This is a genomic window from Micromonospora palomenae, assembly GCF_007829925.1.
In the GTDB taxonomy this organism is placed as follows: Bacteria; Actinomycetota; Actinomycetes; order Mycobacteriales; family Micromonosporaceae; genus Micromonospora; species Micromonospora purpureochromogenes.
Map to the genome: position 1 here is coordinate 2,026,743 of NZ_VIXA01000002.1, position 16,714 is coordinate 2,043,456.

Below are 16,714 nucleotides of genomic sequence, written 5' to 3' on the forward strand. Positions count from 1 at the left end.
GCCGGGTTCCGACGGAACCCGGCCGCCGACGGCGGTCCGCTGGTCAGCTGCGGCGCAGGATGCGCCAGGTGGAGACGCCGCCGACGCCGAGGGCGGCCAGGAAGACCGCCCAGACGATGGTGGTGCTGACCCCGGCCGCCGGGGCGGGGGCGCCGGCCTTGGCGGCGGCGATCAGCGAGTCGCTCTGGGCGGGCGGCAGCGCGGCCGGCGGCAGCTGCTGCCAGCGGACCAGCCCGGTGCTCTCCAGCATCGTCATGTGGTCGGTGACGAACTTGTTGGTCTGGTCGGCGAGCTTGCGGACGGTGGCGTCCCGGGTGCTGGCCCGGACCGCCCCAATCACCGGGAAGATCTTGCCGTGCGCCACCCGGAGCCGGGTGACGAAGATCTGGTCGAACTGGGCGCCGTTCGCCTCCTGCATCTCGGTCAGCCACCCCTTCTGCTCGGCGGTGGGGTCCGTCGGCAGGGTGGTGCCCAGCTTGTTGGCGGCGTCGACGACCAGTTGGTCGAGCACACCGTGCTGGCGGGCGATCTCGGCACCGATCTCCCGCACCCGGGGCGACTGCCCCTTCTCGGCGGCCATCTGCCCGGCCGGCATCTCCCAGAGCCCGGCCAGTCGTACCCCGTTGAGCAGCGTCATGTCGGCGGCGTTGATCTGGTTGCCCGGCGCGGCCACGGCCACGCCGGGCAGGACGCCCAGCCCCGCTACCAACGCGATGAGCAGCACCGCCACCCGTGGGGTCCGGTGCCCTGGCCGACGACGTGCGGATTCCAGCGGTGCCATCCTGCGGTGCCTCCTCGGTCCGGGCCGTACGTGTCACGCCGGGCAGCGCCCCCGGCTGCCCGTCCGTCCACTGGTACGGACCACCGACCCGATAAGTTCACCGATGCTGAGCGACAAGTCAGCCCGGGATGCCGGTCAGCGGGACAGCGCCATGAAGATCCCGAGCAGCAGCAGGGTGGCCGCGGCGACCGCGAAGAGCACCAGCAGTTCCCGCCGGCCGTGCCCGGTGCCGTCGCCCGCCCCGGCCGGCGCGGGTGGCGTGGGCAGGTCGCGGGTCAGGTCGGCCAGCTCGCCGAGGGTGCGCGCCGTCCAGACCGCGGCGACGCGATCGGAGAACTCGTCCAGGGTGAGCCGCCCCGCGCCGGTGTGCCGTTGCAGCTCGGCAACCACCCGGTGCCGGTCGTCGTCGGAGGCGCGCAGCTGGACGTCCACGTGCGACAGGGTACGCAGGCCGGGGCGTCGGCGGGAGCCGCCGGTCAGCCGGCGTCGAGCGGGTCGGCGAGGAGCCGTTCGAAGGCCAGCTCCGCCGCACCGATCAGCGCCGCGTCCGCGCCGAGCTTGGGGGTGCGCAGCCGGACGTGCTCCAGGCAGGCGGGCAGCCCCATCGAGTTGAGCCGGCTGCGGACCTGGGCGGCGGCCGCCAGGTAGAGGTCGCGCATGGTGCCGCCGAAGATGACCATCTCCGGGTTGAAGATGTTGACCAGGTTCGCCACCCCGAAGCCGAGCCAGTCGCCGGCCCGGCGTACCGCCGTCTGGGCCCGGGCGTCGCCCCGGTCGGCGGCGTCGAAGACGGCCAGCAGCGCGTCGCGGCCGCGGGCGTCCGAACGGCCGGCGGCGCGGAGCAGCCCGTGCTCGCCGATCTCGGTCTCCCAGCAGCCCCGGGAGCCGCACTCGCAGGGGGCCCCGTCGCGGACCACCACCATGTGTCCGACCTCGCCGCCGTACCCGCCGTGGCCGGTGAGTCGCCGCCCGCCGGCGATGATGCCGGCGCCGACGCCGACGTCGCCGTACAGGTAGATGACGTTGTCGCAGCCGGCGGCGACGCCCCGGGCGTGCTCGGCGAAGGCGGCCATGTCCGCCACGTTGCCCACCGTGACCGGTACGTCGATGCCCAGCTCGGTGGCGAGCACCGTGCCGATCGGCTCGTCCACCCAGCCGGTGGCCGGGCCGAGCCGGACCAGCCCGTCGTCGCGGCGGACCATCCCGCACACCGCGACCCCGGCGCCGACGCAGAGCGAGCCGGGCGCGACGTGCTGGTGCATCTCCTTGAGCGCGCCGGCCAGCAGCGGCGCGGTCTCCCCGGCGTCCAGGCCGCGCGGCCGGTCCAGGTCCCGGCGGTCGAGCACCTCACCGCCGAGACCGACCCGCGCGGCCCGCAGCCGGTCCACCTCGATGCTGTACGCGTACGCGTAGACCCGGGCCGATTCGGGCCGGACGACCAGCGACGGCCGACCGGCGCGACCGGTCTCCTTCGGTGTCCCCTCGCTGACCAGCCCGGCGCCGGCCAGGTCGGCGGTGAGCGCACCGATGGTGCTGCGGTTGAGCCCGAGGGTGGTGGTCAGTTCCGCGCGGGAGGTCGCGCCGTGGACGTGCACGTGCCGCAGCAGAGCCCCGAGGTTCTGCCGCCGGATCTCGTCCTGGCTCGGTCCTACCCGCATCGTTCCTGGTACTCCGTGGTCAGCGCGTGCCGGTGGCGACGGAACGGCGCCGCGACAGCGCGTCGACGCCCGCGGCCAGCAGCAGCACCAGTCCGGTCGAGGTGTACTTGAGGCCGGAGCTGAGGTCCAGCAGGCCCATTCCATTGATGATGACAGCCACCACCGCGCCGCCGAGTACCGCGTGGATCATCCGCCCCTTGCCGCCGAAGAGGCTGGTGCCGCCGATGACCGCCGCGCCGACCGCGTAGAGCAGGACGTTGCTGCCGCCGGTGTTGGGGTCGACCGAGCGGTCCTTGCTGGCGGCGATGATGCCGCCGACGGCCGCCATGCTGGAGCAGATGACGAAGGCGGAGATCTTCAGGCGGTCCACGTTGATCCCGGCCCGCCGGGCGGCCTCCGGGTTGCCGCCGACCGCGTACAGGTGCCGGCCGTACGCGGTGCGGTTGAGTACGAAGGTCCAGAAGACCAGCAGGGCCCCGATCAGCGGTACGACCACGGGCATCCCCCTGGTGGAGCTGATCGCCGTGTTGATGCTGCGTTCCTGGTTGAGGACGTGGACGGCGCAGCCGAGCAGCAGGGCCAGCCCGGCGACCCGGGCGGCCACCACGGCGACCGGCTCGGTGACCAGGCCCCGGGTGGCCCGGTTGCGGTGGCGCAGGAACTGCACGGCGCCGTACCCGGCGACGGCGACGCCGGCCAGCAGCCACCCGATCGCCGGCGGGACGTAGTTGTTCTCGATCGCGATGATCACCTGGTTGTCGATCGAGATGTTGGTGCCCTCCTTCATCAGGAGCAGCACGATGCCCTGGAAGGCGAGGAATCCGGCCAGGCTGACCAGGAAGGACGGGATGCCGACCTTGGCCACCAGGAAGCCGATGGTCAGGCCGATGAGGACACCGGTGCCGATGGCCGCGAGGACCGCGACGTACCAGGGGTAGCCGAGCACGCTGAGCACGTTGGCCAGCACGGTGGCGCAGACACCGCTGGCGAAGCCGGCGGAGAGGTCGATCTCGCCGAGCAGCAGCACGAAGATCAGGCCCATCGCGATCACGGTGACCGCGGCGCCCTGGGTGAACAGGTTGGCGAAGTTGGCCGCCGAGAAGAAGACCGGCCGGACCGTCGCGAAGGCCAGGCAGAGCACGGTGAGGCCGATGACGGCCGGCAGCGAGCCGAGGTCGCCACCGCGTACCCGGGCGAGGTAGTCGCGGACGTGGTCGCCGACGGTCGGGGCCGGGGTGCCGGCCCCGAGCCCGTCCCGCCGCAGGAGGGTGGTGGTCATCGGACTGCTCCCGGGGTCAGGTGGGCCGGCTCGCTGCCGTCGCGCGTGCCGCCGGCGTCCGGCTCGGCGCCCAGGCCGAGGTGGCGGGAACGGCCGGTGGTGATCAGCTCGACGACCTGCGAGTGGGTGATGTCGGTGGTCTTCACCTGGGCGACCATCTGGCCGAGGTAGAGCGCGGCGATCCGGTCGGAGATGGCGAAGACGTCGTTCATGTTGTGCGAGATGAGCACCACGGCCAGGCCGTTGTCCGCGAGCCGGCGGACTATCTCCAGGACCTGCGCGGTCTGCGCGAGGCCGAGCGCGGCGGTCGGCTCGTCGAGGATGACCAGTCGGCTGTTCCAGAGCACGGCCTTGGCGATGGCGACGGTCTGTCGCTGGCCGCCGGAGAGGCTGGAGATGTGCTGGCGCAGCGACTTGACGTTCCGCACGCCCAGCCCGGCGAGCGTCTCGGCGGCCATCTGCTCCATGGTGGGTTCGTCGAGCACGATCCCGCGGCGCTTCTCCCGCCCGAGGAACATGTTCTGCACGATGTCGAGGTTGTCGCAGAGCGCGAGGTCCTGGTAGACGACGTCGATGCCCAGCGCGGCGGCGTCACGGGGGCTGCTCACGGTGACCGGGCGGCCCTCGAAGAGGAACTCGCCGGAGTCGGTCGGGTGGATACCGCTGATGCACTTGACCAGGGTGGACTTTCCGGCGCCGTTGTCGCCGACCAGCGCGGTCACCTCGCCCGGGTGAACGGAGAGAGCGACATCACGCAGGACCTGCACGGGACCGAAGCTCTTGTCGATCCCGCGCAGTTCCAGCAGGGGGGTCGCGGACACGGGGTTCTCCTTTGCGCGTCGGCAGGGTGCCGTCAGTTGACGCCGGCGGTGGCGCAGAGCTTGGCGTACTCCCCGGAGCAGACCTCGTCCTTGGTGACGAAGCCGTCGGCGATCACATCGGCGACGTCGTCGGCGTAGATGGCCTTGGGGGTGAGCAGGATGGCGTCGACGGCGCGGCCGCTCTCCGGATCCCGGACCGTCTGGCCGGTCTCCTTCCGCTGCCCGTTGGCCAGCGCGATGGCCAGGTCGGCGGCGGCCTTCGCCTCGTCCTTGATCGCCTTGTAGACGGTCATGCACTGGTCGCCGGCGAGGATGTTGCGCAGCCCCTGGGCGGTGGCGTCCTGGCCGGTCACCGGGATCCTGCCGTTGAGCTTGTTCTTCTTCAGCACCGAGATGGCCGCGTTGCCCAGGCCGTCGTTGGCCGCGAGGACGCCGTCGATCCGGCCCTCGGTCTGGGTGAGCATCTGCTCGAAGATGACGCCGGCCTGGGCGTTGTTCCAGTCGGGCACCCACTGGTCCGGGCCCTTGCGGAACTCCTCGGCGTCGAACTTCGGCTTGAGGATCGAGTCGTAGCCGCTCTTGAACAGGGTGGCGTTGTTGTCAGTCGGTGAACCGTTGAGGAAGGCGACGACCGGCTTCCGCGCGCCCTTCTCGGTCAGGCACCTGGCCAGGCCCTGGCCCTGGAGCTTGCCCACCGCCTCGTTGTCGAAGCTGACGTAGTACTGCGCCGAGCCGCCGAGGGTGAGCCGGTCGTAGTCGATGGTGGCGATGCCCTGCGACCGCGCCTTCTCCAGCACCGCCTTGCCGGTGCCGGAATCGAGATTGACGATCATCAGGACCGTCGCCCCATTGGTGATCATTTGCTCCGCGATGTTGGAGAACTGACTCTTGTCACCCTGCGCGTTCTGGATGTCGGAGTCGATTCCGGCGGCGTCGAACGCCTCCTCGAGGAACCTGCGGTCCGCGCCCTCCCACCGGGCGGAGGACTTGCTGTCGGGCAGGATCACGCCGATCTTCGGTTTCCGGGCGCCATCGGCTGCGCTGCCGCTGGTGAGCTGGTCGCCGCAACCGGCCACGCCGTTGGCGGCCAGCAGGCCGACGACGGTGAGTGCGAGGAGGCCCTTGCGCATCTGCACGGGTCCTTTCGGGGTGGGTGGTGGCAGGCTGGTTTGTTGTGAGCGGCAACGTATTGCCACCCGTGTCGGCGGCGCAAGACTGCCGAGCTCACGAGTTTGGCGGACCGCCGTAACGATCCCGTAACGCGGGAAAAGGCGCGATCTCCGCAGGTCCGATCCGCTCTGCCGCGCGACGAGTTTCGGCGTGGGAAATCGTTTCTACACCGGTGCCGTTTCTTTTTCCGGCGGCCGGAACTGATCAGTGGGCGGCGAGGGCGGCGGTGGTGGCGTCGGTCAGCGCGACCAGATCGGCCGGGGCCAGTTGGAGCTGGAGCCCGCGGCGGCCGGCCGAGACGTAGATGGTGTCGTACGCCAGCGCCGAGGAGTCCAGCACCGTGGGCAGCCGCTTTCGCTGGCCGAGCGGGCTGATCCCGCCCCGGACGTAACCGGTGGCCCGCTCGGCGGCCGCCCGGTCGGCCATCGTCGCCCGCTTGCCGCCGACGGCCGCGGCCAGCGCCTTGAGGTCCAGTTCGCCGGTGACCGGGACGACGGCCACCGTCAGCGCCCCGTCCACCTCGGTGACCAGCGACTTGAACACCCGCTCCGGCGGCACCCCGAGCGCCTCGGCGACCAGCGCGCCGTAGTTCGGCGCGTCGGGGGAGACGTCGTACGGGTGGGTGCTGTGCCGGATCTTCCGCTTCGCCAGCAGCGCCGTCGCCGGAGTGCCCTGTCCCGCCATGCCGGTCACGCTAACCGGACGCCGGACGTCAGCTCGCGACGGGCCGGCAGACCAGCACGGTCGGCGCCCCCGCGACCCGGGTGAGCACCAGGCTCGCCGGCGCGTCGCCGGCCAGCCTCAGGTCGCGGCGCAGCTTCTCCGGCTCCAGCGCCGAGCCGCGCTTGAGGATCTCCACCCGGCCCACCCGGCGCTCCCGCAGCAGCGCGCGCAGCCGCTTGAGCGAGAACGGCAGCACGTCGGTGACCTCCAGGCAGCGGGCGAACGGGGTCGCGGTCGGGGTGTCCGCGTACAGGTAGGCGATGCTCGGGTCGGCGATCGTCGCGTCGAGGGTGTCGGCCAGCTCGGCGACCAGGTGCGCGCGGACCACGGCCGGGTCCGGGTCGTACAGGAAGCGGCGGGTGGGGCCGACGGCCGCCTCCGCCGCCCCCGAGCCGGTGAGCCGGTGCGCGACGTCGCCGCGCAGCACGGTGGCCCGGCGGGGCACCTCGGCCAGCCGGCCGCACCAGAGCGCCGCCTCGACCAGGTCGCCGTCCGCGCTCACCCACTCCGCCTCGGCGCCCGCCGGGATCAGCGCGTGGTCGATGCCGGGGGCCACCTTCACCACCGTGTACGGCACCCGCTCGGCCAGCCGGACGACGAAGTCCCAGGGTGGGGAGTAGGCGTTCGGGTCGAAGATCCGCCGGCCGGTGCCCGCCCGGCGTCGTGCCGGGTCGCAGAACACCCCGTCCACCCGGGTCACGTCGAACGCCGTCGCGTCGCCGCACTCCACGGTGAACTCCTCGGCCAGCCCGGCCGCCTCGGCGTTCGCGGCGGCCATCGCGGCGGTGACCGGGTCGGCCTCCACCCCGTACACCCGGATGCCGGCGCGGGCGGCGGCGAGCGCGTCGGCGCCGAGGCCGCACCCGAGGTCGGCGAGGGTGCGCACGCCGGCGGCGCGCAGCCGCGCGGCGCGCCGGTCCGCGACCGGCCGGCGGGTCGCCTGCTCCAGCCCGGCCCGGGTGAAGAACATCCCGGCGGCCTCGGGACCGAACTTGGCCACCGCCCGGCGACGCAGCTCAGCCTGGGTCAGCGCGGCGGCGGCCAGCGCGGCCGGCACCCCGGCGGCGCGCAGCGCGGCGGCCGAGGCCAGCGGGTCGCCGCCGGCCAGCTCGGCCGCCGCGGCGAGCGCGGCCGACCCCTCGGGGGTACGCAGCGCGGCGAGCTGGTCGATGTCCACCCGCCCATTCTCCCGGCCCGCCCCGCGCCGTCCGACCGGCCCCTGCCGCGTCGATCGCGGCCGTTCGGGCGCGACGCGCTGGCACTCTCCTTGACGGAGTGCTAGCCGAGGAATAACCTGCGATTAGCACTCTCACCTCGAGGGTGCCAGCTCCCGGGCCATCCGGCGCGGGCGCTGAACGCCAGGCGGACCGGCACCCGCGACGACGGCCCCGCCCGGTGGCATGTGGCAGATTGACGCTGGTCGGCCCCGGTCGACCGGCAACGAAACCAGTACCCCAGGAGGGTATGCCCGTGACTACCGCGACCAAGGTTGCGATCAAGCCGCTCGAGGACCGGATCCTGGTCCAGGCGAACGAGGCTGAGACCACCACGGCGTCGGGCATCGTGATCCCCGACACCGCCAAGGAGAAGCCGCAGGAGGGCACCGTCCTCGCTGTCGGCCCGGGTCGCATCGACGACAAGGGCAACCGGATCCCGGTTGACGTGAACGTCGGCGACACCGTCATCTACTCGAAGTACGGCGGCACCGAGGTCAAGTACGCCGGCGAGGAGTACCTGGTGCTCTCCGCCCGCGACGTCCTCGCGGTCATCGAGAAGTAAGCAACCGATCAGTGTCGTTGCCCCGGTCCGGCTCGCCGGGCCGGGGCAACGGCGCTTCGAAGGGACATTCATGGCGAAGATCCTGAGCTTCTCGGACGACGCCCGGCACCTGCTCGAGCACGGTGTCAACGCCCTCGCGGACACGGTCAAGGTCACCCTCGGCCCGCGCGGGCGCAACGTCGTCCTGGACAAGAAATTCGGTGCGCCCACGATCACCAACGACGGCGTGACCATCGCCAAGGAGATCGAGCTCACCAACCCCTACGAGAACCTCGGCGCGCAGCTGGTCAAGGAGGTGGCGACCAAGACCAACGACGTCGCCGGCGACGGGACCACCACCGCGACCGTGCTGGCCCAGGCCATGGTCCGCGAGGGCCTGCGCAACGTGACCGCCGGGGCCAACCCGTCCGGTCTCAAGCGGGGCATCGACGCGGCGGCCGCCAAGGTCTCCGAGGCGCTGCTCGACCGGGCCGTCGAGGTTGCCAGCAAGGAGGCGGTCGCGAACGTCGCGACCATCTCCGCGCAGGACGCCACCATCGGCGAGCTGATCGCCGAGGCGATGGAGAAGGTCGGCCGCGACGGTGTCATCACCGTCGAGGAGGGCTCCGCGCTCACCACCGAGCTGGAGGTGACCGAGGGTCTGCAGTTCGACAAGGGCTTCATCTCGCCGAACTTCGTCACCGACGTGGAGTCGCAGGAGTCGGTCCTGGAGGACCCGTACATCCTCATCACCACGCAGAAGATCTCGGCGATCGAGGAGCTGCTGCCGCTGCTGGAGAAGGTTCTCCAGAACAGCAAGCCGCTGCTGATCATCGCCGAGGACGTCGAGGGCCAGGCGCTGTCGACCCTGGTGGTCAACTCGATCCGCAAGACCCTCAAGGTCTGCGCGGTGAAGGCCCCCGGCTTCGGCGACCGCCGCAAGGCGATGCTCCAGGACATGGCGATCCTGACCGGCGCCGAGCTGGTCGCCCCGGAGCTGGGCTACAAGCTCGACCAGGTCGGCCTGGAGGTGCTCGGCACCGCCCGGCGCGTCGTGGTCGACAAGGAGAACACCACCGTCGTCGACGGTGGCGGCCAGTCCTCCGAGGTCGCCGACCGGGTCGCGCAGATCCGCAAGGAGATCGAGGCCTCGGACTCCGAGTGGGACCGGGAGAAGCTGGCCGAGCGGCTGGCGAAGCTCTCCGGCGGCATCGCGGTCATCAAGGTGGGCGCGGCGACCGAGGTCGAGATGAAGGAGCGCAAGCACCGCATCGAGGACGCCATCGCCGCGACCAAGGCCGCCGTCGAGGAGGGCACGGTGCCCGGTGGTGGTGCCGCCCTGGCGCAGATCCTGCCGGTGCTCGCCGACGACCTGGGCCTGACCGGTGACGAGAAGACCGGCGTCTCGATCGTCCGCAAGGCGCTGGTCGAGCCGCTGCGTTGGATCGCCCAGAACGCCGGCCACGACGGCTACGTGGTGGTGCAGAAGGTCGCCGGCAAGGAGTGGGGCAACGGCCTCGACGCCGCCACCGGCCAGTACGTCGACCTGGTGAAGTCCGGCATCATCGACCCGGTGAAGGTGACCCGCAACGCGGTCACCAACGCCGCCTCGATCGCCGGCCTGCTGCTCACCACCGAGAGCCTCGTGGTGGAGAAGCCGGAGAAGGCCGAGCCGGCCGCCGCCGGTGGGCACGGCCACGGCCACGGTCACGGCCACCAGCACGGCCCGGGTTTCTGACCCACGGCCTACGCCGCTCAGGGCGCACCGTCTTCGACGGTGCGCCCTGACGCGTCTGCGGCGGGCATTACGGAACGCTGACGTGGTTGGCGGTCGGTCCGGTTGATCGACAACACTGGTCCGATGAGCACCACGCCCCGCGGCCTCGCCGCGCTCGCCGGGATCACGGCCGCCGCCGTGGCCATCGGCGTCGCCGAGCCGGTCGCGGTCCTCACCGGCCCCCGGTCCGCCCCGCTGATCGCGGTCGGCGGGCTGGTCGTGGACGTCGTACCCGAGCCGTTGAAGCAGTTCGCCATCACCCTGTTCGGCACGTACGACAAGATCGCCCTGCTGGTCGGGACGGCGCTGCTGCTCGCCGCGTTCGCCGCGCTGCTCGGGCTGCTGGCGGTCCGCCGGCTGTGGATCGGCCTGGCCGGCATCGCGGCCTTCGCCGCCCTCGGCGTGGCCGCCGCCCTCACCCGGGCCGGCGCCGACGCCGCCGACGCGCTGCCCTCGCTGGTCGGGGCGGGACTGGGCGGGTTGGTGCTCTGGGCCTTCCTCGCCGGCCCGCTGGAGGTCGACCCGTGGCCCTGGACCCCACCGACACCCCCGCCCGGCCCGTCGACGCCGCCGCCCGCGCCCGGCCCGGAGACCCCCGACCTGGAGACCGCCGGCTCTGCGCCGGCCGATCCGCACGCCGGCAGCTCTGGGTCGGTCGATGCGGACCCGGCCGGTCCTGTGCCGATCGACGCGGGCGCGGTGGGCGGCCCGGCTTCGGTGACTGGTCCGCCGGCCGGGTGGGAGCCGTTGGAGAGCACCGACCCGGAGTCGCGGCGCCGGTTCCTGCGCGGGGTGGGTGCGCTGGCCGGCGCGGCCGCCGTGGCCGGGCTGGGCGGGCACTGGCTCGCCGGTCGCCGGGGCGTGTCGGCGGCTCGAGAGGCGGTCACGCTGCCCGCCCCGTCGGCGGCGGCGCCCGCGGTACCGGCCGGTGCGGACCTGTCCCTGGCGCAGCTCGCCCCCTACGTCACCCCGACCAGCGGGTTCTATCGGATCGACACCGCCCTGGTGGTGCCGCAGGTCGACCCGGAGACCTGGCGGCTGCGCATCCACGGGCGGGTGCGCAACCCGATCGAGCTGAGCTTCGCCGACCTGCTCGCCCGGCCGATGGTGGAGCGGTACGTGACCCTGGCCTGCGTCTCCAACGAGGTGGGCGGGGACCTGATCGGCAACGCCCGGTGGCTGGGCGTACCCCTCAAGGAACTGCTGGACGAGGCGGACCCGGAGGAGGGCGCGGACCAGGTGGTGGGGCGCTCGGTCGACGGCTGGACCTGTGGCACCCCGACGGCGGTGCTGCGGGACGGGCGGGACGCCCTGCTGGCGGTCGGGATGAACGGCGAGCCGCTGCCGGTCGAGCACGGCTTCCCGGCCCGGATGGTGGTGCCCGGCCTGTACGGCTACGTCTCGGCGTGCAAGTGGGTGACCGAGCTGGAGCTGACCAGCTTCGCCGACTTCGACGCGTACTGGGTGCCGCGGGGCTGGTCGGCGCAGGGACCGGTCAAGACGCAGTCCCGGATCGACACGCCCCGCCCGCGCAACCGGCTCACCACCGGCCCGGTGATGGTGGCCGGGGTGGCCTGGGCCCAGCACCGGGGGGTCAGCCGGGTGGAGGTACGCGTCGACGGCGGCCCGTGGCGGGAGGCGACGCTCGCCCCGACGGTGTCAGTGGACACCTGGGTGCAGTGGTCCTGGCGCTGGGACGCCACCCCGGGCGAGCACATTCTCCAGGTGCGGGCGACCGATGCCACCGGCGAGCCGCAGACCGGCCGGGAACAGCCGGTCGAGCCGGACGGCGCCACCGGTTGGCACACGGTCAAGGTCACCGTCCGCTGACGCGCCCGAACGGGGAACGCGCCGACGCCGCGCTCCGGTTCGCGGAGCGCGGCGTCGGTCGGGGTCTCTGGGCCGGGGTCAGGCGACCTTGCGCTGGTCCGGCACGGCGGACTTGTGGGGGCGGCCCAGGCGGGCCTCCAGCCGGGCGATGTCGACCCGGGTCTGCCGACGGTCGGCCAGGTCCTCCCAGCCCAGCGCGAGCAGCCGCAGCCGCTCGGACTCGCTGAAGCCGCCCCAGACGCCGTACGGCTCGCGGACGGACAGCGCGTGGGCGGCGCACTCGGCCCGGACCGGGCAGGCCCGGCAGACGGCCTTGGCGCCGGACTCGCGGCGCAGCCGTGAGGAGCCGCGCTCGCCGTCGGGGTGGAAGAACTGCGCGCTGTCGCGGCCCCGGCAGGCACCGAGCCGCTGCCAGTCCCACAGGTCGACGATGGGTCCGGGCAGTCTACGTACGTTCGACATCAGCACCCCTCCTCCCGCGCGGCACCGCGGAGGTCTCGTTCGCATCCGGTGTCCGGGCGGCGGTCCGCGCAGGCGCACCGTTTCCGGCCTGGCGTCTCGGTACCCGACCTTTCCCCGACTCACACTTCTGTGATCGAAAACCTCGGACAAGTCGCGGCATATGCCCTGGATGTCGGAAAAGTTCGGAGGATTGCCGGGAACCTCCACCCCGGCCCAGCCGGCCATGGTCTGCTCTCTGCGGAGAGGAGACCACCGTGCGTACCGTTCTCGTCTGCGTCCGGACACCGCTCGCCGCGCAGCAGTTGACCTCGGCCGCCGCCCGGCTCGGCCTGGCCGCGGTCGTGCGGACCGCCGTCTCCGACCCCGAGGTGATGCTGCGGCTGGCCGAGCGCCCCGCCGACGTCGTGCTCGCCGACACCGCCCTCACCCGACCCGACAGTGCCGGCTTCGTCCGCCGGGTGCTCGCCCGCGCGCCGCAGGCCGCCGTGCTGCTGCTCGGCGCCGAGGAGTCCGAGGCCGCCGCGGCGACGATCAACGCCGGGGCCCGGGGACTGATCCAGGGCACCGACCACGACCTGACCAGCGCGGTGGCCAAGGCGCTGCTGCTCCTCTCCGCGCCCGGCCGGACGGCCCGGAACCGGGTCACCGACCCGGCCCGGGACACCGCCGCGGTCGGCGCGCCGCCCCGGCCCTCGGCCGGGCGTACCCCGGGCAAGTCGGGCCCCGGCTGGCCCGCCGGACCGGCCGAGGTGCCCGGGGGGCCGTCGGTGGTGCCGGTGCAGCGCGGCGACGACGAGGCCGAGCCGGAGGCCGCCGCCGAGCCGGAGGTGCCCGCGCCCACCGGCCGCCGGGGCGCGCCCGGCGCGCGCAGCGGGCGCGGCGCCGTCGGACTGACCGAGCGGGAGCTCCAGGTGCTGCTCGGGATGGCCGAGGGGAAGAGCAACGCCGAGATCGGGCGGGAGCTGTTCGTCTCGGAGGACACCGTCAAGACGCACGCCCGACGGCTGTTCCGCAAGCTCGGCGCCCGGGACCGCGCGCACGCGGTGGCCGCCGGTTTCCGCGCCGGCCTGGTCGCCTGAGCCGGCCGTCCAGAGTCGGGCCGGCTCAGTCGTCGGAGGGGGACTCCTCCTCGGCCGCCTCGGTCAGCGTGTCGTGCACCCCGTCGGCGTAGCCGCGGGCGTAGTCCCAGGTGACGTAGTGGTCGGGGTCGGGGTCGTAGGCCGGCTCGTGCACCCGCGGCCGCCCGGAGCTGAGCAGGTGGCGCAGGTTGCCCCGGAGCAGGTCCCAGTCGAAGTAGTGCGGCTCGCGGCAGTCCTCGCACTCGATCACCAGCCCGCGCACCCCGATCGGCGACAGCAGGGCCTGGTAGATCTCCAGGTCGGCCAGGTCCTCCAGGACGTCCTGGCGCTCGACCTCGGTCAGCGGGTCGAGCGGGTCGTCCTCACGCGGATCGTGCAGGCCAGCAGCCGGATCGGCCGGGTCGCCGTTGAACGGGTCGATGGGCTCGTCGTGCACCCCCTCACCGTAGTCCCAACGCTCGCCGGACGCGTCCCCCCGGCCACCCCTGTGGCCTCGCCGACCCGCGCCGGCACCGCCGGGGCCGGCCCAGCTCAATGGGTACGATGAAACGACGCGCCGTCACCTCGGCGTGCGCCGGTGCCCGCGCGCGCCACCTCGCTGAAGCCCGTCCAAGCAGCTCAGGAGAGCAATCGTGGAGAATTCGCCCAGCACTGATCTTCCCGGCGGCGTCGGCAGCGGCGAGCCGGGTGGTCACCTGCCGGAGCTGCCGGCCGGCTCGGCGCGGGTGGTGCCGCTCGGTCTGACCTTCGACGACGTGCTGCTCCAGCCGGGCGAGTCGGACGTGGTGCCCAGCCGGGTCAACACCCGCACCCGGCTCACCCGCAACATCGAGCTGACCGTGCCGCTGCTGTCCAGCGCGATGGACACGGTCACCGAGGCGCGGATGGCGATCGCGATGGCCCGCCAGGGCGGCATCGGGGTGCTGCACCGCAACCTCTCGCTGGAGGACCAGGCGCTCCAGGTCGACCTGGTCAAGCGCTCCGAGTCCGGCATGATCACCAACCCGGTGACCGCCAGCCCGGACGACACCCTCCGCGAGGTCGACGAGCTCTGCGGCCGCTACCGCATCTCCGGCGTGCCGGTGGTCGACGGCGACGGGCAGCTGGTCGGCATCGTCACCAATCGGGACATGCGGTTCGTCTCCGCGCCGGAGACCCCGGTCCACGAGATCATGACCCGCACCCCGCTGATCACCGCCCCGGTCGGGGTGAGCAAGGACGAGGCCCTCGACCTGCTCCGCCGGCACAAGGTGGAGAAGCTGCCGATCGTGGACGACTCGGGCCGGCTGCGCGGGCTGATCACCGTCAAGGACTTCACCAAGAGCGAGCAGTACCCCAACGCCACCAAGGACGAGGCGGGCCGGCTGCGGGTCGCCGCGGCGGTCGGCGTGGGCGACGACGCGTACAAGCGGGCCCGGACGCTGGTGGACGCCGGCGTCGACGTGATCATCGTGGACACCGCGCACGGCCACCAGCGGGCGGTGCTGGACATGGTCCGCCAGCTCAAGAAGGACGTCGGCATCGACATCGTCGGCGGCAACATCGCCACGTACGCCGGGGCGAAGGCGCTGGTCGACGCGGGCGCCGACGGTGTCAAGGTGGGGGTCGGCCCGGGCGCGATCTGCACCACCCGGATCGTCGCCGGGGTGGGCGTACCGCAGATCACCGCGATCATGGAGGCCGCGCGGGCCGCCCGCCCGGCCGGTGTGCCGGTGATCGGCGACGGCGGCATCCAGTACTCCGGGGACATCGCCAAGGCGCTGGTCGCCGGCGCCGACACGGTGATGCTCGGCAGCCTGCTGGCCGGCTGCGAGGAGAGCCCCGGCGAGCTGATCTTCATCAACGGCAAGCAGTACAAGGCGTACCGGGGGATGGGCTCGCTCGGCGCGATGCAGTCCCGCGGCCAGGGCAAGTCCTACTCCAAGGACCGCTACTTCCAGCAGGACGTGCTCGCCGAGGACAAGCTCGTCCCCGAGGGCGTCGAGGGCCAGGTGCCCTACCGGGGGCCGCTCTCCGCGGTCGCCCACCAGCTCATCGGTGGGCTGCGCGCCGCGATGGGGTACGTCGGCGCGGAGAGCATCCCCGAGCTGCACCGCCGCGGCCAGCTCATCCGGATCACGGCGGCCGGGCTCAAGGAGAGCCACCCGCACGACATCCAGATGACCGTCGAGGCGCCCAACTACCACTCCCGCTGACCATCACCCCCAACCACCTGGAGTCCCCATGCGTGACGTGGTCGAGATCGGGCTGGGCAAGACCGCGCAGCGCGGCTACCACCTGGACGACATCGCCATCGTGCCGAGCCGCCGGACCCGGGACGTCGACGACGTCTCCACCGGCTGGCAGCTCGACGCGTACCAGTTCGGCATTCCCTGCGTCGGGCACCCGTCGGACGCCACGATGAGCCCGGCCACCGCCGTCCGGCTCGGCCAGCTCGGCGGGCTCGGCGTGCTCAACGTCGAGGGCCTGTGGACCCGGTACGAGAACCCGGCCAAGGTCCTGGAGGAGCTGGCCGGTCTCGGCGAGGACGCCCGGGCGACCAAGCGGCTCCAGGAGGTCTACTCCGAGCCGATCCGCCCCGACCTGATCGCCGAGCGGGTGCGCGAGCTGCGCGCCGGCGGCGGCACGGTGGCCGTCCGGGTCTCCCCGCAGCACACCCTGGCGCTGGCCCCGGTGATCCTCGACGCCGGCGTCGACATCCTGGTCATCCAGGGCACCATCGTCTCGGCCGAGCACGTCTCGACCACCGACGAGCCGCTGAACCTCAAGGAGTTCATCGCCGACCTCGACCTGCCGGTCGTGGTGGGCGGCTGCACCGACTACAAGACGGCGCTGCACCTGATGCGGACGGGCGCGGCCGGCGTGATCGTCGGTATCGGCGGCGACGACTGGTCGACCACCGAGTCGGTGCTGGGCATCCGGGTGCCGATGGCGACCGCGATCGCCGACGCCGCCGCGGCCCGCCGCGACTACCTGGACGAGACCGGCGGCCGGTACGTGCACCTGATCGCCGACGGCGACATCCAGACCTCCGGCGACATCGCCAAGGCGCTGGGCTGCGGCGCGGACGCGGTGATGCTCGGCGAGGCGCTGTCGCTCTGCGCGGAGGCGCCGGCCGGTGGCGCCTGGTGGCACTCCGCCGCCAGCCACCCGTCGCTGCCGCGCGGCGCGTTCGAGATCGCCGGCGAGCCGCTGGGCTCGATGGAGCAGCTGCTCTTCGGCCCGGCCGACGAGCCGGACGGCCAGCTCAACCTCTTCGGTGGGCTGCGCCGCGCGATGGCCAAGTGCGGCTACCGCGACCTCAAGGAGTTCCAGAAGGTCGGCCTGGTCCTGGACCGCTGACCCGGACAAAACCACCCCGATGCACCGGTCGCGC

At 72.9% G+C, this 16,714-nt stretch carries 16 protein-coding genes; 6 read left to right on the forward strand and 10 right to left on the reverse strand.

All coding sequences use genetic code 11. From position 1 onward, the window contains the following. Positions 1-43: 43 nt before the first annotated feature. The 8 genes from FHX75_RS20640 to FHX75_RS20675 all read right to left on the reverse strand — a co-directional run bounded on the left by FHX75_RS20640 (position 44) and on the right by FHX75_RS20675 (position 7,609). Positions 44-730 (reverse strand): DUF4142 domain-containing protein, encoded by a 687-nt coding sequence (locus FHX75_RS20640; RefSeq protein ID WP_342799298.1) that lies wholly within the window; start codon positions 728-730, stop codon positions 44-46. A gap of 186 nt (positions 731-916) precedes the next feature. Further along, positions 917-1,213, reverse strand: coding sequence for a DUF1707 SHOCT-like domain-containing protein (locus tag FHX75_RS20645; protein WP_154941873.1), 297 nt, complete (start codon positions 1,211-1,213; stop codon positions 917-919). A gap of 44 nt (positions 1,214-1,257) precedes the next feature. Next, entirely contained in the window at positions 1,258-2,439 is a 1,182-nt protein-coding gene (locus FHX75_RS20650; RefSeq protein WP_154941874.1) for an ROK family protein, read from the reverse strand. Between the two features lie 19 nt (positions 2,440-2,458). Then, on the reverse strand, positions 2,459-3,718 hold the full coding sequence (locus tag FHX75_RS20655) for a sugar ABC transporter permease (RefSeq protein WP_154941875.1): 1,260 nt from the start codon (positions 3,716-3,718) through the stop codon (positions 2,459-2,461). Then, the gene (locus tag FHX75_RS20660) at positions 3,715-4,539 is read right to left on the reverse strand and encodes an ATP-binding cassette domain-containing protein (RefSeq protein ID WP_154941876.1); all 825 of its coding nucleotides are present in this window, start codon (positions 4,537-4,539) and stop codon (positions 3,715-3,717) included. The genes FHX75_RS20655 and FHX75_RS20660 overlap by 4 nt, the downstream gene beginning before the upstream one ends. Before the next feature lie 32 nt (positions 4,540-4,571). Beyond that, the gene (locus FHX75_RS20665; protein ID WP_154941877.1) at positions 4,572-5,669 is read right to left on the reverse strand and encodes a sugar ABC transporter substrate-binding protein; all 1,098 of its coding nucleotides are present in this window, start codon (positions 5,667-5,669) and stop codon (positions 4,572-4,574) included. Positions 5,670-5,913: 244 nt separating this feature from the next. After that, positions 5,914-6,393 (reverse strand): Cys-tRNA(Pro) deacylase, encoded by a 480-nt coding sequence (gene ybaK / locus FHX75_RS20670; RefSeq protein WP_154941878.1) that lies wholly within the window; start codon positions 6,391-6,393, stop codon positions 5,914-5,916. A 28-nt stretch (positions 6,394-6,421) separates the two neighbouring features. After that, entirely contained in the window at positions 6,422-7,609 is a 1,188-nt protein-coding gene (locus FHX75_RS20675; protein WP_154941879.1) for a THUMP-like domain-containing protein, read from the reverse strand. A gap of 287 nt (positions 7,610-7,896) precedes the next feature. Here FHX75_RS20675 and groES point away from each other — a divergent pair, with 287 nt between their 5' ends. The 3 genes from groES to FHX75_RS20690 all read left to right on the forward strand — a co-directional run bounded on the left by groES (position 7,897) and on the right by FHX75_RS20690 (position 11,797). Next, on the forward strand, positions 7,897-8,211 hold the full coding sequence (gene groES / locus FHX75_RS20680) for a co-chaperone GroES (protein ID WP_088960325.1): 315 nt from the start codon (positions 7,897-7,899) through the stop codon (positions 8,209-8,211). Between the two features lie 70 nt (positions 8,212-8,281). After that, positions 8,282-9,928: a chaperonin GroEL gene (gene groL / locus FHX75_RS20685; protein WP_154941880.1), complete on the forward strand. Its 1,647-nt coding sequence runs from the start codon at positions 8,282-8,284 to the stop codon at positions 9,926-9,928. A gap of 123 nt (positions 9,929-10,051) precedes the next feature. Next, positions 10,052-11,797, forward strand: a complete 1,746-nt coding sequence (locus FHX75_RS20690; RefSeq protein WP_154941881.1) for a molybdopterin-dependent oxidoreductase — start codon at positions 10,052-10,054, stop codon at positions 11,795-11,797. A 78-nt stretch (positions 11,798-11,875) separates the two neighbouring features. Here the strand turns inward: FHX75_RS20690 and FHX75_RS20695 are convergent, their stop codons facing one another. After that, positions 11,876-12,259, reverse strand: coding sequence for a WhiB family transcriptional regulator (locus FHX75_RS20695; protein ID WP_154941882.1), 384 nt, complete (start codon positions 12,257-12,259; stop codon positions 11,876-11,878). Positions 12,260-12,513: 254 nt separating this feature from the next. Here FHX75_RS20695 and FHX75_RS20700 point away from each other — a divergent pair, with 254 nt between their 5' ends. Further along, positions 12,514-13,338: a helix-turn-helix transcriptional regulator gene (locus FHX75_RS20700; RefSeq protein WP_154941883.1), complete on the forward strand. Its 825-nt coding sequence runs from the start codon at positions 12,514-12,516 to the stop codon at positions 13,336-13,338. Between the two features lie 25 nt (positions 13,339-13,363). Here the strand turns inward: FHX75_RS20700 and FHX75_RS20705 are convergent, their stop codons facing one another. After that, positions 13,364-13,774, reverse strand: a complete 411-nt coding sequence (locus FHX75_RS20705; protein WP_154941884.1) for a DUF5319 domain-containing protein — start codon at positions 13,772-13,774, stop codon at positions 13,364-13,366. A gap of 196 nt (positions 13,775-13,970) precedes the next feature. On the opposite strand from FHX75_RS20705, the gene guaB reads away from it, so the two are divergent. Together guaB and FHX75_RS20715 are read left to right on the forward strand one after the other, a co-directional pair. Beyond that, entirely contained in the window at positions 13,971-15,533 is a 1,563-nt protein-coding gene (guaB, locus tag FHX75_RS20710; RefSeq protein WP_154941885.1) for an IMP dehydrogenase, read from the forward strand. Between the two features lie 28 nt (positions 15,534-15,561). Continuing rightward, a complete protein-coding gene (locus FHX75_RS20715; protein WP_154941886.1) occupies positions 15,562-16,680 on the forward strand; it encodes a GuaB3 family IMP dehydrogenase-related protein in 1,119 nt (372 codons plus the stop codon). Positions 16,681-16,714: the final 34 nt, after the last annotated feature.

What these genes read in the sequence shown, in the direction of transcription:
- FHX75_RS20650 (WP_154941874.1), bottom strand. Translation starts at nt 2,439, where the DNA reads ATGCGGGTAGGACCGAGCCAGGACGAGATCCGGCGGCAGAACCTCGGG.
- FHX75_RS20655 (WP_154941875.1), bottom strand. Translation starts at nt 3,718, where the DNA reads ATGACCACCACCCTCCTGCGGCGGGACGGGCTCGGGGCCGGCACCCCG.
- FHX75_RS20665 (WP_154941877.1), bottom strand. Translation starts at nt 5,669, where the DNA reads ATGCGCAAGGGCCTCCTCGCACTCACCGTCGTCGGCCTGCTGGCCGCC.
- ybaK (WP_154941878.1), bottom strand. Translation starts at nt 6,393, where the DNA reads ATGGCGGGACAGGGCACTCCGGCGACGGCGCTGCTGGCGAAGCGGAAG.
- groES (WP_088960325.1), top strand. Translation starts at nt 7,897, where the DNA reads ATGCCCGTGACTACCGCGACCAAGGTTGCGATCAAGCCGCTCGAGGAC.
- groL (WP_154941880.1), top strand. Translation starts at nt 8,282, where the DNA reads ATGGCGAAGATCCTGAGCTTCTCGGACGACGCCCGGCACCTGCTCGAG.
- FHX75_RS20690 (WP_154941881.1), top strand. Translation starts at nt 10,052, where the DNA reads ATGAGCACCACGCCCCGCGGCCTCGCCGCGCTCGCCGGGATCACGGCC.
- FHX75_RS20695 (WP_154941882.1), bottom strand. Translation starts at nt 12,259, where the DNA reads ATGTCGAACGTACGTAGACTGCCCGGACCCATCGTCGACCTGTGGGAC.
- FHX75_RS20715 (WP_154941886.1), top strand. Translation starts at nt 15,562, where the DNA reads ATGCGTGACGTGGTCGAGATCGGGCTGGGCAAGACCGCGCAGCGCGGC.